At 65.7% G+C, this 25,422-nt stretch carries 26 protein-coding genes; 10 read left to right on the top strand and 16 right to left on the bottom strand.

The genetic code is table 11. The features are described from left to right. Positions 1–53 precede the first annotated feature (53 nt). From KMAL_RS01645 to KMAL_RS01630, 4 genes are all read right to left on the bottom strand, one after another. The gene (locus tag KMAL_RS01645; RefSeq protein WP_110094018.1) at positions 54–1,826 is read right to left on the bottom strand and encodes an aminopeptidase P family protein; all 1,773 of its coding nucleotides are present in this window, start codon (positions 1,824–1,826) and stop codon (positions 54–56) included. Between the two features lie 61 nt (positions 1,827–1,887). Further along, positions 1,888–2,415: a GNAT family N-acetyltransferase gene (locus tag KMAL_RS01640; protein ID WP_110094017.1), complete on the bottom strand. Its 528-nt coding sequence runs from the start codon at positions 2,413–2,415 to the stop codon at positions 1,888–1,890. Next, on the bottom strand, positions 2,408–3,310 hold the full coding sequence (locus KMAL_RS01635) for a 50S ribosomal protein L11 methyltransferase (RefSeq protein WP_110094016.1): 903 nt from the start codon (positions 3,308–3,310) through the stop codon (positions 2,408–2,410). Before KMAL_RS01635 ends, KMAL_RS01640 begins: the two co-directional genes overlap by 8 nt. Continuing rightward, the gene (locus KMAL_RS01630) at positions 3,307–5,547 is read right to left on the bottom strand and encodes an ATP-dependent helicase (protein ID WP_110094071.1); all 2,241 of its coding nucleotides are present in this window, start codon (positions 5,545–5,547) and stop codon (positions 3,307–3,309) included. Before KMAL_RS01630 ends, KMAL_RS01635 begins: the two co-directional genes overlap by 4 nt. Positions 5,548–5,674: 127 nt before the next feature. Here KMAL_RS01630 and KMAL_RS01625 point away from each other — a divergent pair, with 127 nt between their 5' ends. Beyond that, a complete protein-coding gene (locus tag KMAL_RS01625) occupies positions 5,675–6,382 on the top strand; it encodes a JAB domain-containing protein (protein WP_239019891.1) in 708 nt (235 codons plus the stop codon). A 4-nt stretch (positions 6,383–6,386) separates the two neighbouring features. On the opposite strand, the gene KMAL_RS01620 is transcribed toward KMAL_RS01625, so the two are convergent. Next, the gene (locus tag KMAL_RS01620; RefSeq protein ID WP_110094014.1) at positions 6,387–7,088 is read right to left on the bottom strand and encodes an HAD hydrolase-like protein; all 702 of its coding nucleotides are present in this window, start codon (positions 7,086–7,088) and stop codon (positions 6,387–6,389) included. A 105-nt stretch (positions 7,089–7,193) separates the two neighbouring features. Between KMAL_RS01620 and KMAL_RS01615 the strand changes: the two genes are divergently transcribed. Next, the gene (locus tag KMAL_RS01615) at positions 7,194–7,907 is read left to right on the top strand and encodes a JAB domain-containing protein (RefSeq protein ID WP_110094013.1); all 714 of its coding nucleotides are present in this window, start codon (positions 7,194–7,196) and stop codon (positions 7,905–7,907) included. Between the two features lie 40 nt (positions 7,908–7,947). On the opposite strand, the gene KMAL_RS01610 is transcribed toward KMAL_RS01615, so the two are convergent. The 3 genes from KMAL_RS01610 to KMAL_RS01600 form a co-directional block, all read right to left on the bottom strand. Continuing rightward, positions 7,948–9,084 (bottom strand): 5-(carboxyamino)imidazole ribonucleotide synthase, encoded by a 1,137-nt coding sequence (locus KMAL_RS01610; protein WP_110094012.1) that lies wholly within the window; start codon positions 9,082–9,084, stop codon positions 7,948–7,950. After that, complete coding sequence (gene purE / locus KMAL_RS01605) at positions 9,081–9,599, bottom strand: 5-(carboxyamino)imidazole ribonucleotide mutase (protein WP_275399293.1); 519 nt, start codon at positions 9,597–9,599, stop codon at positions 9,081–9,083. The genes KMAL_RS01610 and purE overlap by 4 nt, the downstream gene beginning before the upstream one ends. Positions 9,600–9,672: 73 nt before the next feature. Continuing rightward, positions 9,673–9,873, bottom strand: coding sequence for a YdcH family protein (locus tag KMAL_RS01600; protein ID WP_110094011.1), 201 nt, complete (start codon positions 9,871–9,873; stop codon positions 9,673–9,675). Positions 9,874–10,036: 163 nt separating this feature from the next. Here KMAL_RS01600 and KMAL_RS01595 point away from each other — a divergent pair, with 163 nt between their 5' ends. Further along, positions 10,037–10,207 carry a YdcH family protein gene (locus KMAL_RS01595; protein ID WP_110094010.1) on the top strand — a complete coding sequence of 57 codons (171 nt, stop codon included), beginning with the start codon at positions 10,037–10,039 and terminating at the stop codon, positions 10,205–10,207. Between the two features lie 62 nt (positions 10,208–10,269). Here KMAL_RS01595 and KMAL_RS01590 read toward each other — a convergent pair whose 3' ends face one another. The 3 genes from KMAL_RS01590 to rpmE all read right to left on the bottom strand — a co-directional run bounded on the left by KMAL_RS01590 (position 10,270) and on the right by rpmE (position 12,157). Further along, positions 10,270–10,848 (bottom strand): DUF1013 domain-containing protein, encoded by a 579-nt coding sequence (locus tag KMAL_RS01590; RefSeq protein WP_110094009.1) that lies wholly within the window; start codon positions 10,846–10,848, stop codon positions 10,270–10,272. A 277-nt stretch (positions 10,849–11,125) separates the two neighbouring features. Then, positions 11,126–11,722, bottom strand: a complete 597-nt coding sequence (locus KMAL_RS01585) for an Hsp20 family protein (RefSeq protein ID WP_239019890.1) — start codon at positions 11,720–11,722, stop codon at positions 11,126–11,128. 204 nt (positions 11,723–11,926) lie between these two features. Beyond that, positions 11,927–12,157 carry a 50S ribosomal protein L31 gene (rpmE, locus tag KMAL_RS01580; protein WP_110094008.1) on the bottom strand — a complete coding sequence of 77 codons (231 nt, stop codon included), beginning with the start codon at positions 12,155–12,157 and terminating at the stop codon, positions 11,927–11,929. 310 nt (positions 12,158–12,467) lie between these two features. Here rpmE and mscL point away from each other — a divergent pair, with 310 nt between their 5' ends. Further along, a complete protein-coding gene (gene mscL, locus KMAL_RS01575) occupies positions 12,468–12,962 on the top strand; it encodes a large-conductance mechanosensitive channel protein MscL (protein ID WP_110094007.1) in 495 nt (164 codons plus the stop codon). Positions 12,963–13,159: 197 nt separating this feature from the next. Further along, a complete protein-coding gene (locus KMAL_RS01570; RefSeq protein WP_110094006.1) occupies positions 13,160–13,546 on the top strand; it encodes a hypothetical protein in 387 nt (128 codons plus the stop codon). 125 nt (positions 13,547–13,671) lie between these two features. On the opposite strand, the gene secF is transcribed toward KMAL_RS01570, so the two are convergent. Continuing rightward, positions 13,672–14,625: a protein translocase subunit SecF gene (gene secF, locus KMAL_RS01565; RefSeq protein ID WP_110094005.1), complete on the bottom strand. Its 954-nt coding sequence runs from the start codon at positions 14,623–14,625 to the stop codon at positions 13,672–13,674. Between the two features lie 11 nt (positions 14,626–14,636). Further along, the gene (secD, locus tag KMAL_RS01560) at positions 14,637–16,190 is read right to left on the bottom strand and encodes a protein translocase subunit SecD (protein ID WP_110094004.1); all 1,554 of its coding nucleotides are present in this window, start codon (positions 16,188–16,190) and stop codon (positions 14,637–14,639) included. Between the two features lie 294 nt (positions 16,191–16,484). Here secD and KMAL_RS01555 point away from each other — a divergent pair, with 294 nt between their 5' ends. Then, complete coding sequence (locus KMAL_RS01555; RefSeq protein ID WP_110094003.1) at positions 16,485–17,498, top strand: Gfo/Idh/MocA family protein; 1,014 nt, start codon at positions 16,485–16,487, stop codon at positions 17,496–17,498. Positions 17,499–17,613: 115 nt separating this feature from the next. On the opposite strand, the gene KMAL_RS01550 is transcribed toward KMAL_RS01555, so the two are convergent. The 3 genes from KMAL_RS01550 to KMAL_RS01540 all read right to left on the bottom strand — a co-directional run bounded on the left by KMAL_RS01550 (position 17,614) and on the right by KMAL_RS01540 (position 21,872). Next, the gene (locus KMAL_RS01550; protein WP_110094002.1) at positions 17,614–19,425 is read right to left on the bottom strand and encodes an ABC-F family ATP-binding cassette domain-containing protein; all 1,812 of its coding nucleotides are present in this window, start codon (positions 19,423–19,425) and stop codon (positions 17,614–17,616) included. 55 nt (positions 19,426–19,480) lie between these two features. Then, positions 19,481–20,857 carry an alpha,alpha-trehalose-phosphate synthase (UDP-forming) gene (locus tag KMAL_RS01545; protein WP_110094069.1) on the bottom strand — a complete coding sequence of 459 codons (1,377 nt, stop codon included), beginning with the start codon at positions 20,855–20,857 and terminating at the stop codon, positions 19,481–19,483. 277 nt (positions 20,858–21,134) lie between these two features. Then, the gene (locus KMAL_RS01540) at positions 21,135–21,872 is read right to left on the bottom strand and encodes a response regulator (protein WP_110094001.1); all 738 of its coding nucleotides are present in this window, start codon (positions 21,870–21,872) and stop codon (positions 21,135–21,137) included. Positions 21,873–21,971: 99 nt separating this feature from the next. Between KMAL_RS01540 and KMAL_RS01535 the strand changes: the two genes are divergently transcribed. From KMAL_RS01535 to KMAL_RS01520, 4 genes are all read left to right on the top strand, one after another. Then, positions 21,972–22,517, top strand: coding sequence for a sigma-70 family RNA polymerase sigma factor (locus tag KMAL_RS01535; RefSeq protein WP_239019889.1), 546 nt, complete (start codon positions 21,972–21,974; stop codon positions 22,515–22,517). Between the two features lie 86 nt (positions 22,518–22,603). Continuing rightward, entirely contained in the window at positions 22,604–23,176 is a 573-nt protein-coding gene (locus tag KMAL_RS01530) for a sigma-70 family RNA polymerase sigma factor (protein ID WP_110094000.1), read from the top strand. 176 nt (positions 23,177–23,352) lie between these two features. After that, complete coding sequence (locus tag KMAL_RS17880) at positions 23,353–23,535, top strand: NepR family anti-sigma factor (RefSeq protein ID WP_110093999.1); 183 nt, start codon at positions 23,353–23,355, stop codon at positions 23,533–23,535. A 9-nt stretch (positions 23,536–23,544) separates the two neighbouring features. After that, the gene (locus KMAL_RS01520; RefSeq protein ID WP_180999715.1) at positions 23,545–25,347 is read left to right on the top strand and encodes a sensor histidine kinase; all 1,803 of its coding nucleotides are present in this window, start codon (positions 23,545–23,547) and stop codon (positions 25,345–25,347) included. Positions 25,348–25,422: the final 75 nt, after the last annotated feature.

The following is a 25,422-nucleotide window of genomic DNA, read 5'->3' as shown; positions in this document are numbered from 1 at the left end:
ACCGGCATGTGACAATTCCATCACCCCCGTCCGGGACCATATTCGTGGTCACATTATCTGGCGCTCAACGGTGCGCAGGCCGCCTCCAGCCATGTCTGCCCGGCATTGTCCAGATGTGGGGACACCTGTTCAAAAACCCGTGCATGATAGGCGTCGAGCCACGCGATTTCGGTGGTGTTGAGCATGTCCACCGCAATCAGGCGACGGTCGAACGGGGCGAGGGTCAGCACCTCGAACGCGAGGAAGGGACGGTTTTCGCCATTGGTGACCGCAGGCTGGACCAGCAGCAGGTTCTCCAGCCGGATGCCGAACGCGCCGGGGCGGTAATATCCCGGTTCGTTGGAGATGATCATCCCGGCTTCGAGCGGGACCGGGCGGTAATGGGTGGAGATGTTGCACGGCCCTTCATGCACCGACAGGTAGCTGCCGATTCCATGGCCGGTGCCATGGTCGTAATTCAGCCCGCCTTCCCACAGCGCCTGGCGCGCCAGCACGTCGAGCGCATGGCCCGTGGTGCCGAGCGGGAAATGCGCCCGCGCCAGCGCGATATGCCCGCGCAGGACACGGGTGAAGGCGTCGCACACATCATCATCGGGCTGTTCGGGGCCGGTCCACACGGTGCGGGTGATGTCCGTCGTGCCATAGGGATACTGCCCCCCGCTGTCGATCAGGTACACCTCGTTATGGCGCAGGACGCGGTCGGTTTCGGGGGTTACGCGGTAATGGATGATCGCGCCATTGGGGCCGGAACCGGAAATGGCGGGGAAGCTTTCCTCGCGGTAATCCAGGCACTGCCTGCGGAAGGCGTCGAGGCGCTCCGTAGCCTCGAGTTCGCCCGTGCCCACGCCCTCGGTCTGCAGCCAGTGCAGGAAGCGGCAGATGGCCACGGCGTCATGTTCATGGGCGCGGCGCGCGCCGTCCTGTTCCACCGGGTTCTTGATCGCCTTGGGCAGGATGCACGGGTCGGTGGCGCGCAGGACGGTGGCCCCGGCCTGTTCCAGCGTCTGGATGAACCACACGGAATTGGCGGCCGGGTCCACCTGCACCCGCTGCCCCGCCAGCGCGGCAAGGTGCGCGGACAGGTCATCGGGAAGGAAGGTGCGCACGTCCCCGCCCAGCCATTCGCGCGTGCGCGGCGTCAGCTTGGTCGGGTCGATGAACAGGGAAACGCCCGCATCGGCACGCACGATCGCGAAACACAGGCTGAGCGGCGTATAGGGGACATCGTTGCCCCGGATGTTGAGCAGCCACGCGATGGAGGCCGGGTCGCTGAGCACGACGCAGTCCGCGCCCGAGTCGCGCAGCCCCGTGGCAAGGGTCGCGCGTTTTGTCGCACTGTCGAGGCCGCTATATTCAAGCGGCTGTTCAAGGCAGGGGGTGCAGGGCGGCATCGGGCGGTCGGTCCAGATGGCGTCCACCGGGTTGCGCGCCAGCGGCACCAGCGTCAGCCCCGCCTCGAGGAAGGGCACCAGCGCCTTCTCGCTCAGCAGGCGCGGGTCATATCCGATGCGTGCGTTGGCGCCGTGCTGCGCCAGCCACTGCGCGGGCGGGGTTTCGATCAGGTGCAGCCGTTCCCAGCACAGGCCGTTGACCTGGTGTTCCATCTGCGTGGTGTAGCGGCCGTCGGAAAAGACTGCCGCGCGATCCATCAGGACCGCCGCCATGCCCGCGCTGCCGGTGAAATCCGTCAGCCATGCCAGACGTTCGGAACAGGGGGCGACATATTCCCCCAGATGTTCGTCCCCGCGCGGCAGGATGAAGCCATCGACGCTGGCCTGTCGCAGGGTTTCGCGTAATGCGTGGAGGCGGGTGGGGGCATCCGTCATGGAACGTGGCTCCGGTTAAAAAGGAGGGAAAGGCTGCGGCGCGTCATGTCCATGACGGCGGTCAGTCGTTGGGGACAAGTTTGTACAGGAACATCAGGTCCATCCACCGGCCGAATTTCGTCCCGCATTGCGGGATCATGCCGCCGGGCTGGAAATCGAAGCGTTCATGCAGCAGGCGCGAGGGCGTGTTCGACGCGGTGATGGCCGCGACCATCACATGCACATCCGATTTGCGCGCAAGTTCGCACAGATGGCCCAGCAGCAGGCTGCCGATGCCGCGCCGCTTGAACGCCGGGGCGATGTAGATGGAATGTTCGACCGTGTGGGCATAGCCGGAGAACGGGCGGAACGTCTTCCAACTGCAATATCCCGCAACCGTGCCGTCGGGCGTGACCGCGACAAGGATGGGAAAGCCCTGCGCATTGCTGTCACGCAGCCATTCCAGCCGCACGGGCACCGTGGTTTCGCGGGTTTCCCATAATGTCGTGCTGTTGCGGATGGCATCGTTGATGATGTCCACGATCGCGGGGATGTCGTCGGGTGTGGCGGGCCGGATCCGGATGTCCGTGACGGTGACGGGGTCAGGCATCGGGTTTCCTCAGGATCAGCGTGGCCCAGTCCCCCTCGCGCAGGCGGCGTTCGAGCACCAGCCCCTGCCGGCGGTGCGCCGACAGCACCATGCGCACCTGCGTGTCGAGCAGGCCGGCAAGGATGGCCGTGCCACCGGGCAGCAGGTTGTGCGCCAGGTCGGCCGCCATCGAACACAGCGGACGGGCAAGGATGTTGGCGAACACAAGGTCATAGGGCGCATGCCTGCGGATGGCGGGCGTGCTCCACCCGTTGCCCAGATGGCACGAGACAAGGTTCGACAGCCCGTTCATCCGCGCGTTGCGCCGTGTGACGCGCACGGACCACGGGTCGATGTCGGTGGCGAGTACCGGGCGTTTCAGCAGCGCCGCCGCCGCCATGGCAAGGATGCCTGACCCGCAGCCAAGGTCGAGGATGCGGTGCGGGCGGCGATGGGCGATCATTTCCAGCGCGCGCAGGCACCCGCGCGTGGAGCCGTGTTCCCCCGACCCGAACGCAACGCCTGCATCCAGCACCAGCGTGATGCGCTGCGGGTTCGCGCCGGGTTCGAGGTGCGTGCCGCGAATGGCGAAGCGACGGCCCGCCGTCTGTTCGGGAAAGGCCTCGTACGTGCGGGCAAGCCACCCTTCGGATTCGGTTGGCGTGCGCTCCAGCGGCGCGTCCACCCCCGTCAGCGCCGCCGCCAGCACAAGGGCGGTGCGCAGTTCGTCTTCCCCGTTGCCCAGATCACGCACGCCCTCCACCCGCCATGCGGTCTGCGCGTCGTCCACTTCGAAAATGCCGATGGTCGCGCAGACGATGGACAGCGCGTTTTCATAGGCCTCCACGGCTTCGGGCGGGACGGTGACCGCAATGGTCTCCAGTTCGGTGGCGTGGCGGCGGGGGGGAAGGGTCATGATACCTGCTCAACAAAAGTGTCGATCACCCGTTTGGGGCCGGCTTTTTCAAACGCGACCTCCAGACGGTTGCCTTCGACGGACGTTACGGTGCCGTAGCCGAATTTCTGGTGAAAGACACGCGTGCCGATGGGAAAGGCCGACCTGCGTGCCGGTGTGTCCGATGTCGTGGCGTCCACGACAGGGCGGCGCCGTGCCACGACCGGGAACGGCGTGGCCCCGAATACCGGGCTGCGCATCGCGCCGTTATGGCGCGCGCGCGTCGCATCCCCGGTGGCGTGCACGTATTCGGGGGGCAGCTCCTCGACAAAGCGGCTGGGGATTGCGGACTGCCAGTTGCCATAGATGCGGCGGTTCGCGGCATGGCTGATGATCGCGCGCAGGCGCGCGCGCGTGATCCCGACATAGGCAAGGCGGCGTTCTTCCTCCAGCCCCTTCGCCCCGCCTTCGTCAAGCGTGCGCTGGGAGGGGAAGACCCCTTCCTCCCAGCCCGGCAGGAACACGGTGTCGAACTCCAGCCCCTTGGCGCCATGCAGCGTCATGATGCTCAGCCGCTCGTTGCCCGCGTTCTCCTCCGTCTCCATCACCAGCGCGACATGTTCGAGGAACCCGCCAAGGTTCTCGAAATCCGCCAGCGCGCGCACCAGTTCCTTGAGGTTGTCCAGCCGCCCCGGCGCGTCGGGCGACTTGTCCGCCTTCCACATGTCGAGGTAGCCGCTGTCCTCAAGCAGCCGCTCGACCACCACCACATGCCCTTCGCGGGGCAGGTCCTCGCGGCACTGCCCGAAACATTTCATCAGCGCGGTGAGGTGTTCGCGCGCGCGGCCCTTGATCTGGCCCTCGGCCAGCATCTCCAGCACGGCGGCGGTCAGGGGGATGTCGCGGGCGCGCGCGTGCAGGTGCAGCTTCTGCAGGCCGGTATTGCCGATGCCCCGGCGCGGGACATTGATGATGCGCTCGAACGCAAGGTCGTCCGAGGGCTGCGACAGCACCCGCATGTACGCCAGCGCATCGCGGATTTCCGCGCGTTCGTAAAAGCGCAGGCCCCCCACCACGCGATAGGGCAGGCCGATCGCGATCAGCCGTTCCTCGAACGCGCGGGTCTGGAAGCCCGCGCGGACCAGGATGGCACATTCCGACAGGGGGTGGCCGTCCTTGTGCAGACGCTCCAGCTCCTCGCCCACCATGCGGGCCTCGTCATCCGAATCCCATACGGAGATGACGCGCACCTTCTCCCCTTCGGCATCGTCGCGGCCCGGATGCAGCGTCTTGCCCAGCCGTTCTTCGTTATGGGCGATCAGGCCCGACGCCGCGCCAAGGATCTGCCGGGTGGAGCGGTAGTTGCGCTCCAGCCGCACGACATGGGCGCCGGGGAAGTCATGTTCAAAGCGCAGGATGTTCTCCACCTCCGCCCCGCGCCAGGAATAGATCGACTGGTCATCATCCCCCACGCAGCAGATGTTGGCCTGCCCCTCGCCCCGCTGGGCCAGCAGGCGCAGCCACAGGTACTGGATCGTGTTCGTGTCCTGGTATTCATCGACCAGGATGTAGCGGAAGAAGCGGTGGTACTGCGCCAGCACGTCGGGATGGGTGCGCATGATTTCCGTCATGTGCAGCATCAGGTCGCCAAAGTCGCAGGCGTTGAGCTGTATCAGGCGCTTCTGGTAATCCTCATAGATCGCGCGGCACCTGCCATCGGCAAAGTCGCAGTCCTCCGCCTTGCTGACGCGCGGCGGGGTCAGGCCACGGTCCTTCCAGCGCTGGATGACGCCCATGATCCCCTGTGGCGGCCAGCGCTTGGTATCGATGCGGTAAGACTCGATCACCTGCTTGAGCAGGCGCATCTGGTCATCGGTATCGAGGATCGTGAAATTGCTCGACAGCCCGACATATTCCGCGTGGCGGCGCAGCATGCGCGCGCACAGGGAATGGAACGTCCCCAGCCACAGCCCCTCCGCCGGCGCGCCGAGGAGCGCGCCGATTCGCTCGCGCATTTCGCGGGCGGCCTTGTTGGTGAAGGTCACGGCGAGGATCTGGTTCGGGCGTGCACGTCCCGACAGCAGGATATGGGCGAAACGCGTCGTCAGCACGCGCGTCTTGCCCGTGCCCGCGCCGGCAAGGACCAGCAGCGGGCCGTCCGTCGTCTCGATCGCGGCGCGTTGCTCCGGATTGAGCCGGGCAAGGTACTCGGGCGCGTCTTCGGCGGGAACGCGGGCGGGGGGGAAAGGACTGTCCATCACGCGGCCATCTATAGCAATGTCGGTCCCGGCAGGCCATGACCACGCGCACCAGACCTGCATCATTGTGGTGATGGCGTGCAATCGGCCATGATGCGTGCGGCACAGGCAATGGGCGGGAGGTGACGTGGCATCACGTGCAGGCAGCGGCAGGACCGGCCCCGGCGGCCATCGCGCCCGCATGCGCGCGCGCATACGCGCGGCGGGCGGGGCGTCGCTGGCGGATTACGAGATCCTTGAGGTGCTGCTGTTCGCCGGGATCCCGCGCCGCGACACCAAGCCGCTGGCCAAGGACCTGATCGCGCGTTTCGGATCGCTTCCGGCGGTGCTGTCGGCGGGTCATGACGCCCTGCGCGCGGCGGGGGTGGGACCACGCGCGTGCGCGGTGCTGGGCCTGCCCGCCATCGTGGCGGGACGCCTGTGCCGGGCGGATGTGCGACCGCAGCCCTATATCCACGACCTGCAGGCGGCCTGGACCCATTACATCACCACGCGCGCCGCCATGCCCGCGCGGGGGCGTGCGGCGGAAGGGCAGGTGACGATCCTGCTGCTGGACGCCACCAACCGCCTGGTGGGGGAGGAGCGGGTGCCCGATGGCTCCCCCGCCGAGATGTGCCGGGATATCCTGCAGCGCGTGCTGCGGCTGCATGCGGTCTCGCTCGTGGTGGTGTGGGACGACGGGACATTCCCGCCCAGCCCCCGCCAGATGGAAGGGGCCGCCACCGTCATGCGGCAGGTGGAGGCCCATGGCCGCCTGCTGTCCACGGTCATGCATGACTGCATCATCGCAGGTGACGTGGACTGGACCTCCCTGCGGCGGGAGAAGCTGCTATAGCGCCTCAGGCGGCGTGTTTCGCCATCAGCCTGAACTGCGTGTCGATGGCTTCGAGCAGTTCGTCGGGCTGGCTGACCAGCGCATCGGCCCCTGCGGCGATCAGTTCGTCGCGTCCGCCATATCCCCACAGCACGCCAAGCGCGCGGACATGGTTCGCATGCGCGCCGGTGATGTCGAAACGCCGGTCGCCGATCATCAGGGCATGGTTGCGCGCGACATCATGTTCCCGCAGCAGGGCCGCGATCAGTTCGGGCTTTTCCGCGCCGCTGTCATCCGCGCGCGCGCCGGACAGCCCGTCGAAATACTGCGACAGGTCGCGCAGGTGCAGGATCTTGCGCGCGAGGTAGCGCGGCTTCGACGTGGCGACGAACAGTCGCGTCCCCGTCGCGTGCAGGCTTTCGATCACATGGCGCATCCCGTCGAACAGCGGGCTTTTGCGCATGCCGCCGCCTTCGTAATGCCTGCGGTACCGCTCCATCGCCTCATCCACGCGGTCATCGCCGTAATGGGCAAGGATATGGGCCAGCAGGTCGCGAAGCGGCGGTCCCACCACCCATGTCAGGTCAATCGACAGGTCCGGTTCATGCCCCATGTCGCGCAGCACGGCATGGATGGATTCGATGATGCCGTCATGGGAACGGATGATCGTGCCATCAAGGTCGAACAGGACCGCGTTGCGCGGGGCGGGGGGGGCGGAAAAATTCATGCGGGTATGTAACCTCCGTCTGTTATCGATTATTGGACCCTACTATGCCCTGCCGTCGGGCCATCTGTCCCGAAATTATCGACATCTGCATGGATATGTCCGCGAATGGGAAGCCGCGATCCCCACCATGATGCCCTGCCTGCCCCGTGGGATGCCCCAAGGGATGCCCCAGGGGATGGCCTGCGCCATGACGTTCGCGACGGCGCGGGGATGAATGACCGGGCGCTGCTGCGCCATGTGCTGGGCACGCTCGATCCGGGGAATGCGGAACCCGACAGGTGCGTCGACATGCTGCTTGCGCGTTTCGGCTCCGCCGGGATGGCGCTGTCGGCCCATCCGAACGACCTTGATGCGGTGCTGGGGGACAGTCCGTCGCTTTCCCCCATGATCGCCATCGTGCGCGAAGCGGCGCTGCGCCTGCACCATGCCTATGTCCGGCAGGGCGACGTCCTGTCGGGACACCGCAGGGTGGTGGAATACCTGCAGGCGGTCATGGGGCATGACAGCACGGAACAGTTGCGGGTGCTGTTCCTTGATGGGGAGCATCGCCTGATCGAGGACCGCGTCATGTGGGTCGGCACCGTGGACCAGGCCCCGGTCTACCCGCGGGAGGTCATGCGCCGTGCCCTCGACCTTGATGCGCGCATCCTGATCCTTGCGCATAACCATCCCAGCGGTGACCCGACGCCATCGGCCCCGGATATCCAGATGACCCTGCATATACAGCAGGTCGCCAGCATCATGGGCCTGCACCTGCATGACCACCTTGTGGTCGGGAACGGGCACAGCATCAGCTTTCGCAAGATGGGGCTGATCTAGGGGCCTTCAGCCAGACCCCGACCATGCGGCAGGCAGACGGTTACTGCGTGCGTGTCGCCAGCGGGCCAAGGGCGTCCTCCACCCCGAACTCACCGGGCAGGCCACCATGGGGGAACAGCACGTTCACATGCCCCATCTTGCGGCCGGGACGGGCCTGCGCCTTGCCGTAATGATGCGCCAGCAGGCCGGGCGTCGCCATGATCCGCGGCCACAGCGCCATGTCGTCCGGCCCGATCAGGTTTTTCATCACCGCGTCGCTGTGCCGTGTCGCGGGCGGCAGCGGCAGGCCGGTCACCGCGCGGACATGCATCTCGAACTGGTCCACGGGGCAGGCATTCATCGTCCAGTGGCCCGAATTGTGCGGGCGCGGCGCGATTTCATTGACCAGAAGCCCGCCATCGCGATCGACGAACATCTCCACCCCCATGATGCCGATCAGGTCCAGCGCGCAGGCGATGTCCGTTGCCAGGCCACGCGCGCGGGTGGCGAGTTCGGAAGGAATGCGCGCCGGCGCGAGGCTGAGGTCGAGGATGCCGTTGCGGTGGCGGTTTTCCGTCGCATCGAACGTCACGACCTCGCCCGCGGCATTGCGCGCGACCATGACGCTGACCTCGCAGGCGAAATCGACCATGCCCTCGGCCACCAGCGGATGCGGCGACAGGCGGGCGAAAGCGGGGGCGAGGTCTTCGGGTGCATGGGGGCGCGCCTGCCCCTTGCCGTCATATCCCAGTCGTGTGGTCTTGAGGATGAAGGGATAGCCCAGCGCATCCGCCGCCGCCGTCAGGTCCGATTCGCTTTCGACCAGATGGAACGGGGCCAGCGGGATACCCGCGTCCCGCAGGAACGTCTTTTCCGCGATGCGGTCCTGGCTGATGCGCAGGATGTGGCCCGACGGGTGCACCGGCCGCAGGGAGGACAGCAGGTCCAGCCCATCGGCGCTGATATTCTCGAACTCGAACGTCACGACATCGACCGCATTGGCAAAGCGGCGCAGCGCGTCATGGTCGTCATAGGCGCCGACGGTCACCGCATGGGCCACCTGTGCCGCCGGGCCATCGGCCTCCGTCGTCAGGATGTGGGCGCGAAAGCCCAGCCGCGCGGCCGCCACCGCCGACATGCGGCCCAGTTGCCCGCCGCCCACGATGCCAAGGACGGCGTTCGGGGACAGCGGCGTCATGTCACGGGTTCCTCTGCCACGGAGTCCGTCTGTTGCGCGCGCCATTCCTCCAGCCGCTGCGCCAGCGCCCCGTCACCAAGCGACAGGATGGACGCAGCAAGCAGCCCCGCGTTCTTTGCCCCGGCGCGGCCGATCGCAAGGGTTCCGACCGGCACGCCGCCGGGCATCTGCACGATCGACAGCAGGCTGTCCATGCCCTTGAGCGCCTGCGATTCCACCGGAACCCCCAGCACCGGCAGGCTGGTCCACGCCGCGCACATGCCCGGCAGGTGGGCGGCCCCGCCCGCGCCCGCGATGATGACCGAAAGCCCGCGCGCGCGCGCCGTGCGGGCATAGTCCGCCAGCCGGTCGGGCGTGCGGTGGGCGGAGACGATGCGGATTTCGTGCGAAATGCCCAGCGCTTCCAGCACGGCGGCGGCGTGGCGCATCGTTTCCCAGTCGGACTGGCTGCCCATGATCAGGCCGACGCGCGCGGCGCTGTCCTTGGGGGAGGAAGGGGCAGGGGAATTGGTCACGGCGTCTTTACTCTCACGGCTTTCGGGCTGGGACACGGCATTGATATGGGGGCAGATAGGTGAAACGCCGCGATCAGGCAATGCTGTCGGGGATCAGCCGGCTTTCAAGCCACATGATCTCGTCCTTGAGCAGCAGCTTGCGCTTCTTGAGGCGCTGGATCTGCAACTGGTCCACGGGTTGTTCACCCATCCGGCTGATGACGGTGTCAAGATCGCGATGCTCGCTGCGCAGTTCGTGCAGCTTGCGAAGGAGGGTATCCCGGTCTGTCAGCATGGCGCTCCATCCAGCACATGAACATGGACCCATCCTAACCACATCGCGCACGAAAAACGAAATGGTCGCGAATTCGCCGACACCTGCGATTTTGTCATGGCATCTGGCGCGCGCCTTGCGTTAGCGTACCCGCGTCGTAGCCAAACATGCTGGAGGAGAGTCCATGCTGTACGAAGCGCGTATCAACAGCCTCAAGACACGTCACGCCCGTCTCGATGACCAGATCTTCGACGAGGACAGGCGACCGATGCCCGACCAGCGGGTGCTGATGCGGCTCAAGCTTGAAAAGCTGCGGCTCAAGGAGGAGATCGAGCGGCTCAGCGTGCAGGGCTGAGCCCCGCGCCATCGCGTAACTTCCGGCCCCCGGCATGAGGATGGCGGGGGCCGGGACATGGGTCAGATCGGGTCGTTGTCGAGTTCGATCGGCTGCGGCACAGCCTGCCCTTCACGGGCAAGGCGCTCGTTGGCGGCATTGACCATCGCATTGAGGTCGGTCTGGCTGCACAGGCCAAGGATCACCGGATCGCGCGGCTTGATGTTCGGGCTGTTCCAGTGCTGGCGGGTGCGGACCTTTTCGATCGTGTCCTTGGTCGTGCCAAGCAGCTTGACCATCTGCACTTCCGACAACTGCGGGAAATTGCGCAGCAGGAACGCGATCGCGTCCGGGCGGTCGTTGCGCTTGGCCACGGGGGTATAGCGCGCGCCCTTGGAACGGCGGTGGATCGGGTTGGGGGCGGGCAGGATCTTCAGGCGCTGGGCCGGGTCCTTTTCGCAGCGTTCAATTTCCGCCTGCGTCACCTGGTGGTTCTTCACCGGGTTGTAGCCCACGATCCCCTGTGCGACCTCACCATCGGCGATGGCCTGCACCTCAAGCGGGTGCATGCCGCAGAATTCGGCGATCTGGGTAAAGGTCAGCGCAGTCTTTTCAATCAGCCACACTGCGGTGGCCTTGGGCATAAGGGGCAGAGCGTTCATTGCAAAACAGGTCCTACTGCGTGTGATGGCGCCACGCGCAGGCACCTTGGGGAAAAGGGCAAATCGTCAGTGCCGCCGACGACACCGTGCGTGCCTGCTGGCGCGCAAAAAACAAAAGCACTTGAAGCAACGGATATGAAGGTGACGCACGCAAAAGGTCAAGGGCCGTGTGCGCATGGGACGCCATTTCATCGCGTTACGTACATGAAAATGCGGACATGAAAAAAGGGAGGCCGCCCAGGGCAGCCTCCCCCGTACATGTCCGGGTGGAATGATGTCAGGCCGCCTGCCGTGACGGCGTGGCGCCTTCCGCCGCTTCCGTGGCGAAGGGGGCGGACGGCACACGGGCGGGAAGCGCCGCGTCCGCCTGCGCCGCCGTGACGGCCACCGGGGCCTGTGTTTCAGGCGTGGTGCGGTCTTCCCCATGCTCGGCCGCCTGCGTCACCGTTGCGGGCGCGCCGGAGGAAATGGGGATGCGGCGCGGCTTCAGCGCCTCGGGGACGACATGGCGCACCGCGATGCACAGGAGGCCATTATCGAGGTTGGCATTTTCCACCACGATATGGTCCGCAAGGACGAAGCGACGTTCGAATGCGCGCTTGGCGATGCCGCGATACAGGATTTCGCGTTCCGGCTGGGTGCTGGCGACACGCCCGGCCACGATCAGCGTATTGTCCTGCACCGTCAGTTCGATGTCACCGGGGCCGAACCCCGCGACCGCCATCGTCAGCATGTACTGCGAATCCGCCACCTTCTCGATGTTATAGGGCGGGTAGGACGCGCTGACGGGGTTCTGTGCCGCCGTATCCACCAGTTGCGCCAGACGGTCGAAGCCGATCGCGCTGCGGAACAGGGGGGCAAAATCGTAACTCATGAGAAAACCTCCTGAAGCTGAGCAAGGTCTGCTGTCATGCGGTCCCTCACGCCGGAGCGGACCGCGGTGATGTCGGTATCCGTCGCAACCCGGCATGCGGCATTGCGACCCACTGGAAATGGAAATGCCCGGTCCCTTTTTCAAGGGCCGGGCATTCGCATACTGACAGGCTGACCTTACGCAGGGCAGGGAGGCTTGTGGGCCTCAGGCCTTCTTGCGCTGACCCAGACCGCCGAACTTCTTGTTGAACTTGGCCACCTGGCCCCCGGTGTCGAGCATGCGCTGCACGCCGGTCCACGCCGGATGCGACTTCGGGTCGACATCGAGGCGCAGCGTCGCGCCGGGCGTGCCATAGCACGAGCGGGTCTTGTACTCGGTGCCATCGGTCATGATGACGGTGATTTCGTGGTAATCGGGGTGGATGCCGGGCTTCATGTTCAAAAACTTTCGCGCTGAAGGGCCCCGATGCCGACCGGGGCGTGACTTTCGCTGGCGTATAGACGAGGACGCGCGCCCGATCAACATCTGATTGCCCCGCTGCCCGGCCTTCGGGGGACCGTGCGGTCCGGTTGCATCGCAAATGTATCTGCTGCGTTACAAATATCCGGGCAAAAGGCCAAATTCTGTCACCCGTAAGCATCACTTGCACCCTTGATGACACAGCATGTCATTTCCCCTGTCGTAAATGGAGCGGGGGATTGTTAGACAGGTCGCAGAATATACTTTTCAAAAAAGGAAGATACAGATGGCGCAAAAGCCTACGCATCTGCATGTACCCGATATCCATGCCCCAGGCTGGCTGGGGGATTTCCGTTCGTTCCTGATGCGCGGAAACGTGGTGGACCTCGCGGTCGGTGTGATCATCGGCGCGGCCTTCACGGCAATCGTCAACAGCCTGGTAAAGGACATCTTCACCCCGTTCCTCGGGCTGCTGATCGGGGGCATCGATTTTACCAACCTGTTCATCACCCTGCGTGGCCCGCACATGCCTACCCTGGCGGAAGCGCAGAAGGCCGGTGCGGTGACGCTGAACATCGGCGTGTTCCTCAATGCCGTGATCCAGTTCATCATCATCGGTTTCGTGATTTTCTGGGTGGTGCGCATCATCTCCCGCTTCGCCGCGAAGAAGGAGGCCGCACCGGCAGCACCGCCGCCGCCGCCGCGCAGCGAAGTCCTGCTGCAGGACATCCTTGATGTCCTCAAGGAGCAGGAAAAGGCAAAGACGCCGCCGACCGCCTGATCCGAGATCATGCGTCGTGATGCGTCCATGGCCTGATGCGGCCATGGCAGGGGCGGGTCCGGACATTGTGCCGGACCCGCCCTTTTTATATCCGTCCCCCGGCGGGGAAAACGGGCGGTGATCTGATCCCTTGCCCATGGCGTGCGGGAACGTGCTAGGCTTGAGGTCTGATGAAAAGTATTTTCAGGCAATTACGCATGTCGGTCGTCGCCATGGCCGGGTGCTGCACCCTTGCGGCCTGTCATGGGCAGGTGCGCGACGTCAATCACCTGCCACCCGATGTGCAGAGCTACCTGCTGGTCACGACCTATGCGATGGCGGAGGGCGGGCTGCTCAGCCGTGTGCAGGATGGCGCCCTGTCGCGCGAACAGGTGCAGGACATGTCGATTTCGCTGAAATACGGCAAGCTGATGATCCTGAACAACCTGATGCACCCGTCGCGGCGCAGGCGCGAACGCGCGCGCCAGGCGGTTGAACTCATCATCGCCTGCACGGACCAGCCCGATACCCTGAGCAAGGATGCCCCGCCCGCGCCGCGCTGCATCCCCGATGCCCGTGCCCTGCTGAAGAACGCCGGGAAATAGACCCTTAAAGGACTGAGTGCTTCTGGCGAGGCCGTTTCCAGAACGCTTCAAAAAAGGAATGCCGCCTTTCGGAAAAGGCGGCATCCCGGAAACGTCCCTGATTTCATGAGGCCCCGACCGGCGTCTTAGCCCCGCGCGCCGGGCCGTGCGTTGCGCCGCAGCCGCTTTTCACCAAGCAGCAGCAGCAGGGGGGCGGCGATGAAGATGGACGAGGACGTCCCGACCACGATCCCGAACAGCATGACCCACGCAAAGCCCGACAGGCTGGCGCCACCGAACAGCGCGAGCGGCAGTGCGGCAAGGAACACCGTGGAGGACGTGCCCAGCGTGCGGCTCAGCGTTTCGTTGATCGACAGGTTGATCAGTTCCGCCAGCGGCATGGAGCGGTACTTGCGCAGGTTTTCGCGGATGCGGTCATACACCACCACCTTGTCATTGGTGGAGTAGCCAAGGATCGTCAGGATCGCCGCGACCATCACAAGGTCGAATTCGAAATGCGTCAGCACAAGGAACCCGACCGTCTTCGTCAGGTCCAGCACCAGTGTGACGACGGCGCTGACCGCGAACTCCCATTCAAAGCGGAACCAGATATAGGCGAGGATCATCAGCAGGCTGATGCCCAGCGCCAGCATGCCGTTGCGGAACAGTTCCGCCGAGACGGAAGCCCCGACCGCATCCGCGCGCAGGACCTGCGCGCCGGGAATGGTGCCGATGGCATGGCGCACGGAATCCACCAGCGCCTGTGTCTGCGCTTCATGCGCGGGGTCGCCCTGCGGCGGTGCGTCAAGGCGGATCAGCACGTCGTCGGGACCGCCAAAGGACTGCACCCCCGCTGCCGTGACATGCTGTGCCGCCAGGGCCGTGCGGATGGCCGACACATCGGCCGGTCCCTGCGTGTGGGCTTCGACGACGATGCCGCCGCGGAAATCGAGGCCGAGCGTAAGTCCGGGATGGAAGAACAGGATCAGCGACGCGATCGACAGCACGGCCGACGTCGCAAGCCCGATGAAGCGCCCGCGCATGAAGTCGATCTTCGTGCCACGGGGGACAAAACGCAGAAGGGGACGATCAAGGATCATGTCAGCGCGCCTCAGACCGGCAGGACTGTCGGACGGGTGCGCGCATACCAGCGCACCATCAGCATCCGTGACAGCACAAGGGTGGTAAACAGGGTCGTCACGATGCCGATCGTGATGGTCAGGGCGAAACCCTTGACCGGCCCGGTTCCGAATACGAACAGCATGACATGCGCCAGCAGCGCGGTGGCATTACTGTCGATGATGGTGGAGGTCGCGCGTTCAAACCCGGCCTGCATCGCCTGCAGCGCGGTGCGGCCGCGCGCGATTTCCTCGCGGATGCGTTCGTTGATCAGGATGTTGGCGTCCACCGCCATGCCAAGGGTCAGCAGCATGCCCGCCATGCCCGGCAGCGTCAGCGTCGCCTCGAACATCGACAGGATGGCGATCATCAGCACCAGGTTCGCCAGCAGCGCGATGTTCGCGTACCAGCCGAACCGGCCATAGAACAGCGTCATGAACGCGATGACGAGGACAAGGCCCGCCAGCAGGCTCATCGCGCCGGCCCGGATCGAATCGGCGCCCAGCGACGGCCCGATGGAGCGCTGCTCGATCACGTTCAGCGGCGCGGGAAGCGCGCCCGCACGCAGCAGCAGCGCCATGTCGGTCGCCTGCTGCGCGCTGAACCCGCCGGTGATCTGGCCCGACCCGCCGGTGATGGCGGTGCGGATGACCGGGGCCTCGATCACCTTGTTGTCGAGCACGATGGCAAAGCGCTTGCCGACATTGGCGCGCGTGACCTCGCCGAACTGGCGGGCGCCGACGGAATCGAAGGTGAAGTTGACGGCCCATTCGCCGCTCTGCTGGTCGATCGACGCCGATGCGTTCGTCAGGTCCGCGCCATCGACATCCACATGGTTATAGACCGGCAGCGTGCCCTGCGCGGCCTCGCTCATCGGCAGGATGCTTACGCCCGGCGGCGGCACGGCGGACCCGATCGCGGAATCCGCGACAAGGTGGAAGGTCATCTTCGCCGTGGTGCCCAGCAGGTGCTTCACGCGCTCCGGATCGCTGATGCCGGGCAGTTCGACGATGATCCGGTCTTCCCCCTGGCGGGTGATCTGCGGGTCGATCGCGCCGGTGGCGTCAATGCGGCGGCGCACGATCTCGATCGACTGCGTGATCGCGTCACGTGCGCGCTGGTGGCTGGCATCTTCCGACAGGGCGACGGAAATCAGGCCGTCGGGCGTCTGGCTGACGCTGAACTCCGAGGGCACGTTCATCGGCATCGCCCGCAGCGCCTTCAGGTCGGCCTCGGCCTCCGTGGGCGCGCGCGGGGTAAAGGTCACCGCCTGCGCCCCGGTCGCAAGGTTGCGGTATCCCAGCCCGTTCTTCAGCAGCGTCTGGCGGGTTTCATCGGTCAGCGTGCGCAGGCGGTCGGAGGTGACGCTGTGCATGTCCACCTGCAGAAGCAGGTAGGAACCGCCACGCAGGTCAAGCCCGAGGTGGATCTGCCGCCACGGGATGGAGGCTGCGGGCTGGCGTATGAAATTGGGCAGGCACAGCGCCAGGCCGATCAGGCATATGCCAATGACCGAAGCCATCTTGAGCCGACTATAATACATCATGACTGAAAGGAGTGCTCCCCACGCCCGGCCGCGACCGGCTCCCTGTCTGTTGGTGTCGTATCTGTGGCGTCATGGCGTCATGGCGCAATGACAACAGGGCGGGAACATGCCGGTCCACAGCGCAGGATGCAACCGCTGTTGCGGAGGTCGGGGTCATTGCGTTGCCGTTTTGTCGCATCTGCGTGAGGTCCGGGGCGCCCCGGCATGGCGGCCACTCCCGCCGGGCGGGTTGTGAAACGCGCCCATTCATGAGACTGCTTCGGACAGGTATTGCGATGGTTGGGAGCGGCGGTCATGGGGCAGGCACGGTCGGATGTCGGGGGGGGGCAGCGCCGCCTGCGCGTTGGAATCGCGGGGGCCGGTCATTTCGGGCGCTACCATGCGCTCAAGGTTGCGGCGTCCGCGCGCGAAACCCTTTCGGGCATCTACGACCCTGACCATGCGCGCGCCGAAAAGGTGGGGCGGGAGGCCGGGGGCGCGCCTGCGCTGTCGTATGCGCAACTGCTGGAGGTCTCGGACGCCATCGTGGTGGCGGCCCCTGCCGAATATCATTTCGAACTGGCGCAGCAGGCGCTGGAGGCCGGGCGCCACGTACTGGTGGAAAAGCCGATCGCCGCCACTCTGGAACAGGCCGACCGCCTCGCGGCACTGGCCTGCGCGCGGGGGCTTGTGCTGCAGGTCGGCCACCTGCTGCGCTATTCCGCGGAACATCGCGCGATTACCGAACGCATCAGCCGCCCCCTGTATATCGAGGCCACGCGCATCGCGCCGTACAAGCCGCGCGGGACGGATGTTTCCGTCATCCTCGACCTGATGATCCATGACCTCGATCTTGTGCTGGCGATCGTGGACAGCCCCATCGCCAGCGTCGATGCGCTGGGGGCCGCCGTCAGTTCGGAGCATGAGGATATCGCCAATGCCCGCGTCCGGTTTGAAAATGGCTGTGTCGCGACCATTACCGCAAGCCGGATTTCGCTGAAGACCGAGCGGCGCATGCGCCTGTTTTCGCAGGAGGGTTACCTGTCTGCCGATTTCGTGCGCCGCGAACTGACGATGATCGGGCGCAAGAGCGGCCTGCCCCTGCCGGGGACGGGCGGCTTCCGGCGGCAGAGCGTGACATGGAGCGACCATGACACGCTGGCGGCGGAGCATGAGGCCTTTGCCGCCTCCTGCCTTGATGGTGCGCCGGTGCTGGTGGATGCGCAGGCCGGGCGCCGGGCGCTGGCAGCCGCGCTGGCCGTGGGGCAGAGCATTGCCGATACCCGCGCGCGGATGGAGGCGTCGGGACTGCTGCACGTCCCGGATTGAAAGGAGATTCAAAGGTAAAAGTTTTTGGTGAAGCTTTTTTCAAAAAGCTTCGAAAGACGCCATCTTTTTAAAAAAAGGCGGCACCCAGAAACTCTTATCTACCGTGCTAATTCGGCTAGCCGGATTTCAGCGATTCCCTGAGCATCTCCAGTTCCAGCCACCGTTCTTCCGCCGCCGTCAGTTTCGCCTGCGCGTCCTCCAGTTTCTGCGTGGTGGCGGTGAAGCCGTCCGGATCGCGGGCATACAGGCCGGGATCGGCCAGGATGGCGCGCAGGCGCTCGATCTCCGCCTCAAGTTCCGCGATCTGTCCGGGCAGGCGCTCCAGCGCGTGCTGGTCCTTGTATGACAGCTTGCGGCTGGCGGGTTTTGCCGCCGGTGCCTGCGCCGGGCGTGCCTTTGTGGGGGCTGGCGCCTCATGCCGGGTGGCCAGTGTCTCGTCCTGCCGCTGTGCCAGCATGTCGCTGTAGCCACCGGCATATTCGACCCACCGGCCCGCCCCTTCGGCCATCAGCACGGAGGAGGCGACACGGTCGAGGAAGTCACGGTCATGACTGACCAGCAGCACGGTGCCGGAATACTGCGCCAGCATGTCCTGAAGCAGGTCGAGCGTTTCGAGGTCAAGGTCGTTGGTCGGTTCGTCAAGCACCAGCAGGTTCGACGGCCGCGCCAGCGCGCAGGCCAGCATCAGGCGCCCACGCTCCCCCCCAGACAGGACGCCCACCGGCGTGCGGGCCTGTTCGGGACGGAACATGAAATCCTTCATGTATCCGATGACGTGGCGCTTTTCGTGCCCGACCTGCACCATGTCGCCACCACCACCCGTCAGCGTGTCGGCAAGGGTGCGGTTGGGGTCAAGCTGCCGGCGCTGCTGGTCCAGCGTCACGATGGACAGGGCCGTGCCAACCGTGACCGTGCCGCTGTCGGGCGTGTCCTGTCCCGTCATCAGGCGCAGGAGCGTACTCTTGCCCGCGCCATTGGCCCCCACGATACCCAGTCGGTCGCCGCGCAGGATGCGCAGGTCAAGGTCGCGCACGATGTCGTGGTCGCCATAGGACTTGCACAGGTTTTCTGCGACGGAAACCAGCTTGCCCGACAGTTCGGCCTCGCGCGCTTCCATTTTCGCGCCGACGGCGGGCTTGATCGCCTCGCGACGTGTCTGGCGCAGGGTGGCAAGTTCGGCCACGCGGCGGACGTTGCGCTTGCGCCGCGCCGTCACGCCATAGCGCATCCAGTCTTCCTCGCGCGCGATCTGGCGGTCAAGCTTGTGCGCGTCGCGCTCTTCCTGCTCCAGCACCTCTTCGCGCCAGGCCTCGAATTTCGCGAAACCATGGTCCAGGCGGCGCGTCACCCCACGGTCGAGCCACACGACCGAGCGCGACAGCGTTTCAAGCAGGCGGCGGTCATGGCTGATGATGACCATGGCCGATGACAGCGACAGCAGTTCACGCTCCAGCCATTCGATGGTCGGCATGTCGAGGTGGTTTGTCGGCTCATCCAGCAGCAGCAGGTCAGGCTCCGGCGCCAGCGCGCGGGCCAGCGCGCAGCGCCGGGCCTCCCCCCCGGACAGGTTGGCCGGGTTTTCACGCCCCGTCATGCCCAGTTCCGACAGCAGCGCCGCCGCCCGGTAATCCGGGTCGCCCGGCCCCATGCCCGCCAGCACGTAATCCAGCGTGGTCTCGAACCCCGACAGGTCGGGTTCCTGCGGCAGGTAGCGCACGGTCGTGCCGGGCTGCAGGAAGCGCGTGCCGCTGTCGGCCTGCAGTTCGCCCGTGGCGATGCGCAGCAGCGTCGATTTGCCGCAGCCATTGCGCCCGACAAGGCAGATGCGTTCACCGGGGGCGACGCCAAAACCCGCCCCGTCAAGGAGCGGCGCGCCACCGAGGGTCAGGGTGATATCCTGAAGAAGGAGAAGGGGAGGTAAGGCCATGCGCGTTTGTCACCTACTCCCGCCGCCCGCGCAAGGGGAACGATGGGCCGCGCGCTCAGGCCACCGTGGCTTCGAGCGTGCGCAGGAACGCCTGCCCCCAGCCCAGCGCGGTGCAGCCGTCAAGGTGCGCGCGGCATGTCTGCCAGCGGTCGCGGCGTTCGGCCTTGGGCATGCCCAGCGCCCGGTTCAGCGCATCGGCAAGGTCGTCATGGTCCAGCGGGTTGACCAGCAGCGCCGCATCCAGCTGCCTGGCGGCCCCGGCCATGCGCGACAGGATCAGCACGCCGGGATCGTCAGGGTCCTGTGCCGCGATATATTCCTTGGCCACAAGGTTCATCCCGTCACGCAGCGGCGTGATGTAGCCGATCTGCGCCTGGCGCATGTAACCCGCCACGACGCGGCGCGGGCTGCCGCGTGTCAGGAAGCGCAGCGGGGTCCAGTCGGCCTGCCCGCGCCGTGCGTTGAGCCGGCCGATCATGCTTTCAAGCTCGTTGCGCAGCGCCTTGTAGGCGGCGACATCCACCCGGCTTTCGGCGGCGATCTGCAGGAACGTGACGTTGCGCTGCCAGATGGGATAGCTTTCGAGCAGGCGGTCATAACCCGCAAGCCGGTCGCACAGCCCCTTGGTCGGGTCCATGCGGTCCACCCCGAAGATCAGCTTGCGCCCGGCAAGGGAGGAACGAAGCTGTTTGAGTTCCGGGGCCTCCACCGCATCGGCGGCCGTTCTGGCGAAGGCGTCGGGGTCGATTTCCACGGCAAAGGCGCCGACGCGGACCTTGTGCCCCTCGAACGACAGCGTGTCGGGGGCGACCAGCTTGGCGCCCGCCGTGCGTTGCGCGGCAAAGATGAAATTGGCGGTGTCGTCGCTGGTCTGGAACCCCAGCAGGTCCGCGCACAGCAGGTCGCGCAGGAACGTGCCCCCGTCGGGCGCGATGGCCAGCATGTCCGGCGCGGGGAAGGGCGTGTGCAGGAAAAAGCCGATCGGCATGTTGACGCCCTTGCGCCGCAGTTGTGCGGCAAGGGGCAGCAGGTGGTAGTCGTGGATCCAGATCGTGTCGTCTTCGCGCAGCAGCGGCAGCAGGTTGTCGCAGAACCGTTCGTTCACCGCCCAGTAGGTCGAAAGTTCGCGGCGTTCGAAATGGATGAACTCCGGCAGGGAGTGCATCAGCGGCCACAGGGTCGAGTTGGAAAAGCCGGTGTAATAATGTTTGTGCTCGGCCGGTGTCAGGCCGATCGTGGCGTATTCGACGCCGCCTGCGTGCTGGATCTGCGGCGGTGTCGTTTCCGCATCCGCGCTGGTGGTGCCGTTCCAGCCGAACCACATCCCGCCCTGCAGCGCGAGCAGGTCATGCAGCACGACCGCCAGCCCCCCCGGCCGCAGGCCTTCCTTGGGGACGGGAACACGATTGGAGACGATGACCAGCCGTTTCATGTTTTCCTCTTCCAATCTGTCCACACGTGCACTGCGTGCGTCCCCCGGGCATGCGTGATCCGGGTATCCTCACAATGTCGCAGGGCGTGCGGCGGATGCAAGGCAGTCATTGTCATGCCTGTATCGCGTGACTGTTCTGCGTCCGCCCGCCGCATCCCGCCATGGCGGCCGGGTGGTCATGCCGTGTGGCGGGGCAGGGGGGCGCCTTCATCCGGCGCGCGGCCGGGGACGGTCTGCCCGGGCGGGGCGCAACCCGCGGGTGCGGGCAGCGCCCGGATCAGGCCAGCGGAAGGCCGCCGCTGACCGCCTGGTAGGTCGCGATCGCCAGGGTGAGGGGTTCGAACGGCTTGGTGATGACGAAGGCGGGTTCGATCCGCTCCCCCGTCAGCAGGCGCTCGGGGTAGGCCGTGACGAAGATCACGGGAATGTTCTGCTCCTGCAGGATCTGCGACACCGCCGTCATGCCGTCGCCCCCCGCGCCGAGGTTGATGTCGGCAAGGATGAGGCCCGGCCGCGTGCGTGCCGCGATCTCGATGGCTTCCTTTTCGGTTGCGGCGACACCGGCGATCCGGTGGCCGCACTTGTGGACCAGTTCCTCGATATCCATCGCGATGATGGGTTCGTCCTCGATGATCAGGACATTCGTCTGCGCGCAGGATCGCAGCCCGGAATAGGCATGCTCCAGCGTGACGCGCGCCGTCGCCTCGTCCAGTCCCAGCACGCGCGCGGCGTCCGCAAGGCCCAGTTCCTCCAGCGCGGTCAGCAGCAGCAGTTGCCGGTCGAGCACCGTCAGGTCGCCCGCCGCGGGCGGCGTGGTGGAGGAGGTGTAGTGGCGCGATATCCATTGATACAGGCGCAGGCGCGGGCGCATGGTGGGATCATCGACGGCGATAAGTTCACGCAGACTCTCGGCCACAAGGAGATCCCCCCGTGACTGGCTGCCGGACAGCGCCCTTGCATAGCGTCTGGCGTAAGGAAGGGCGCGGAGCAGATCTTGACGCCGGGAAAGCGGCATGTGGACTTCATCTCCCCGAAGAAATTGTTACACCGTAAACCATTACGGCGTTAGGCTGCGCTGCTGGAACACGGAGAGTCAAACACACTGACCCAGAGCATGTCAGCCAATTCGCAGAGCGTAACCCAACTGCGCAAGGAGATCATGTCTCTTTTGCCGCAATTGCGGGGCTTTGCCAGATTTTTGACCGGGGAAGTCTCCTCGGCCGACGATCTCGTGCAGGAAACGGTGCTGCGCGCGCTTGCCGCGCTGGAGCAGTTCCAGCAGGGCACGAACCTGCGCGCATGGTTGTACACCATCGCACGCAACCTTTTTTATGAAACCGCGCGCAGGCGCAGGCGTGAGCGCGACGTGATGTCCGATTACGCCACCAGTCCCGACCTTGCCCGTACCGACGCACCGGCCAGCAGGGGGGATGACCTGCGGGACCTCGACAGCGTGATATGGCGGCTGACGCCCCGCCTGCGTGAGGCGCTGCTGCTCGTGGGGGTGCAGGAAATGACCTATGCCGAGGCGGCGGAGGTCTGTGGCGTAAGTGTCGGCACGATCAAGGCGCGGGTGTCGCGCGCACGCGCGCAGATCATGGCCATGGTCGCCGCCGCGCGTGACGGGCATCCCCCGCCGGACCCGGATGCAGAGGGGTAGGGGCTACAACTCACGGTTTCGTTACATTCTGTATGCAACCCTTTCGCCAGCCCGTCCATTGGACGTGTATGAAAGGGGACACGACAATGACAAATGACTTTCACGACCAGGTGATTGCCCTCCTGCCCCGACTGCGGGTCCAGGCCCTGTCCTTGACGCGCAACCGCGCCGCTGCCGACGATCTCGTGCAGGATGCGGTGTGCAATGCGCTTTCGGCGCAGCACAGCTTTACCCCCGGAACGAATTTCCCCGCATGGATGCACCGCATCCTGCGCAACCGTTTCATTTCCGACCTGCGCAAGAAGCGCGAGACCGGCGATATCGAGGACGTGCCCACCTCCGCGCTGGCGTGCAGCGGCGCGCATGAGGAGCGCCTCGCCGTCAAGGAACTGGCCAGCGCCATGGACCGCCTGCCCGCCGACCAGCGCGAGGCGCTGGTGATGGTTGTCATGCAGGGCATGAGCTACGAGGAGCTGGCCGAGGCCAGCGGCTGCGCCGTGGGGACCGCCAAGAGCCGCGTCTTTCGCGCCCGCCGCCAGCTCGGGACATGGCTGGAGGGTGAGGAGCAGAGCACGGAGACGGTGCGCCTGCGCAGCGTCGTCGCCCGCCTGCGCCAGGGGGTGGGCCAGCGCGAGGCCACACGCCCCCGGGCGGGGTGAGGATAGGGACGCAAACGTAATCAATTCTTAAAATGATGCTTTGAATTGTGATCAAAATGTGGCACGGGGAAGGGGCGGGATCTGGGTTGCTCCCGACTTCTTTCGGAAAATAGATTGCAACTGCGATGCTTATCCGAAGTTTGTGGGTGCATGAGTATAAGCTTCGGGAAAATGAGATGCCGTTAAAGGAGAACTGTCCTCCTAGGCAACCAGAGAAGAAAAGCAAGAACGGGTCGAATGACGCATTCGAACTGTGGTTGAAGCGGGGACTGCACCAATTGTTCGATGATGTCGCCAACGAACCGGTACCTGATGAACTGCTGCGATTGATAGAAAACGACCGCGAGCGCAAGAAATAGATGAAAACCATGTTCCGCCGTTCCTCCTCCCGGAACGGCGAGGGCAGGCCCTGGCGCCCGCTCCTTCGCATCGGGCGGCTGTTCGATGCGGTGCGGATGCGCATGATGGCCATCATCCTGTTCGCGGCGATGCCGATCGCCCTGATCGGCGCGGTGCAGGCATGGCGGAATTATGACAAGACGATCGCCGCCCCCGGGTACCGGACCGACCTGACGCTGGAGCGCGTCAACCTCGAAATCCGTCATGAGGTCGATGACCTTGGCAGCATGCTGCGCGTCGTCGGCCACATGGCGCTTGATGACCAGGGCATCAAGCGCATGCTGGAACTGGCGCAGTCCCTGACGGGGCATCATTACGACCAGATCGCGCTGGTGGATGCGCTGGGCAACATCCTGACGCAGGTCGGGCGGACGGAGGGGCACAGGCGCCTCGTCCTTGACGACATGCCGCGTTTCCAGGGCGACGTGCGTGTTTCCTCCATCAATGGCGGCGCGGAGGTCCACGGGCTTCCCGTCGCCTTCCGCGTGACTGTCGCCACCATGATCGGCGATGGCAGCGGCCACCTTGCCCGCAGCGGTTTCCTGACGGCCATCATGCCGCTGTCGTGGGATGAATGGACGCTGCGCCCCGGGGACCCCCGGCTGGATATCGTGCAGCGTGACAATCCCGTTGCGATCTGGGTGCTCAGCCCCGATGCGTCGGCCGCCGCCCCCCTGTGCGGGGACTGCGACTGGCCGCGCATGCCATCGGCCATGCTGATGGAGCGGGTGCGGCGGATCATGCGCACGGGCCATGACCATGCGAGTGGTGCGCTGCCTGATGGCGCATTCTCCCTCGGCCGTGTCGAAGGGGGCGTGGTGGTGCTGGCGGTCACGCGGCGCAATGCCAACGAACGCCATGCCGTGCTGATGTTCGCCATCGCGCTGGTCGGTGGGGGGCTGCTGCTGCTGACCGGGCTGCTGGGCGCGTCGAAAAGCGCGGACGTGCTGATCGTCTCCCCCCTGCGCAAGCTGACGGCGTCGGTCAACCTGTGGCAGTTGGGGGGCGTGTATGACGTGCGCTCCAACTGGGCCATGCCGTTCGAGGTGCGCCAGTTGGCCCATGCCTTCAGCAAGGCGACGCGCAGGCTTGCCCGGCATGAGCGCAGGCTGGAGCGCGCGGCCGTGCGGCAGGAACTGCTGCTCAAGGAAATGCACCACCGGGTCAAGAACAACCTGCAGATCGTGGCCTCCCTGCTCAACCTGCAGGCCGGGCGCATCACGCAGCCCGCCGCGCGGGAGGAATTCGCCCAGGCGCGCGACCGCGTGCGCGCACTGGCGACGCTGCACCGCTACCTCTATGCCGAGGGGGGGCTGTACAACCTGAACATGCAGAGCTTCGTGCGCGAACTGTGCGGGCAGATCATGCATGCGATCGGGGAGGCGGATGACGGGCGCATCACGCTCGACATCCATGTCGAGGACCTGCTGATGGTCCCTGACCAGGCGGTGCCGCTGGCCCTGATCGTGACCGAGGCGGTCAGTAATACCATAAAATACGCGTTTCCCGACGGCGCGCGCGGCACGCTGGAGGTCGGGCTGCGGCAGGTGGACAAGATGCGTGCCTGCCTGTGGATCGCCGATGACGGCGTGGGCATGGCGGCCGGGCGCGTGCGGCGCGGAAACGAGGAGCGCAGCGGCATCGGGCTGCAGCTGATCCGCGGTTTCGCCCGCCAGCTGGGAGGGGAGTTGCAGATGTTCGAGGAAAACGGCACGCGCTATGTGCTGGTATTCGTCCTGCAGCAGCCCGAACCAGACCAGGACGATATCTGAGGGGTAAAAATTGCATGGCTGCCCCATGCCAGCGTTACACCCGCACGGGGCCTGATGACTGTCCCTGACCCGGTT

Origin of the sequence: Novacetimonas maltaceti, from assembly GCF_002906255.1 — a bacterium.
Classification (GTDB): Bacteria; Pseudomonadota; Alphaproteobacteria; order Acetobacterales; family Acetobacteraceae; genus Novacetimonas; species Novacetimonas maltaceti.
Note: the sequence above shows the minus strand (reverse complement) of the source record. Positions and strands in the feature narration are given on the sequence as shown.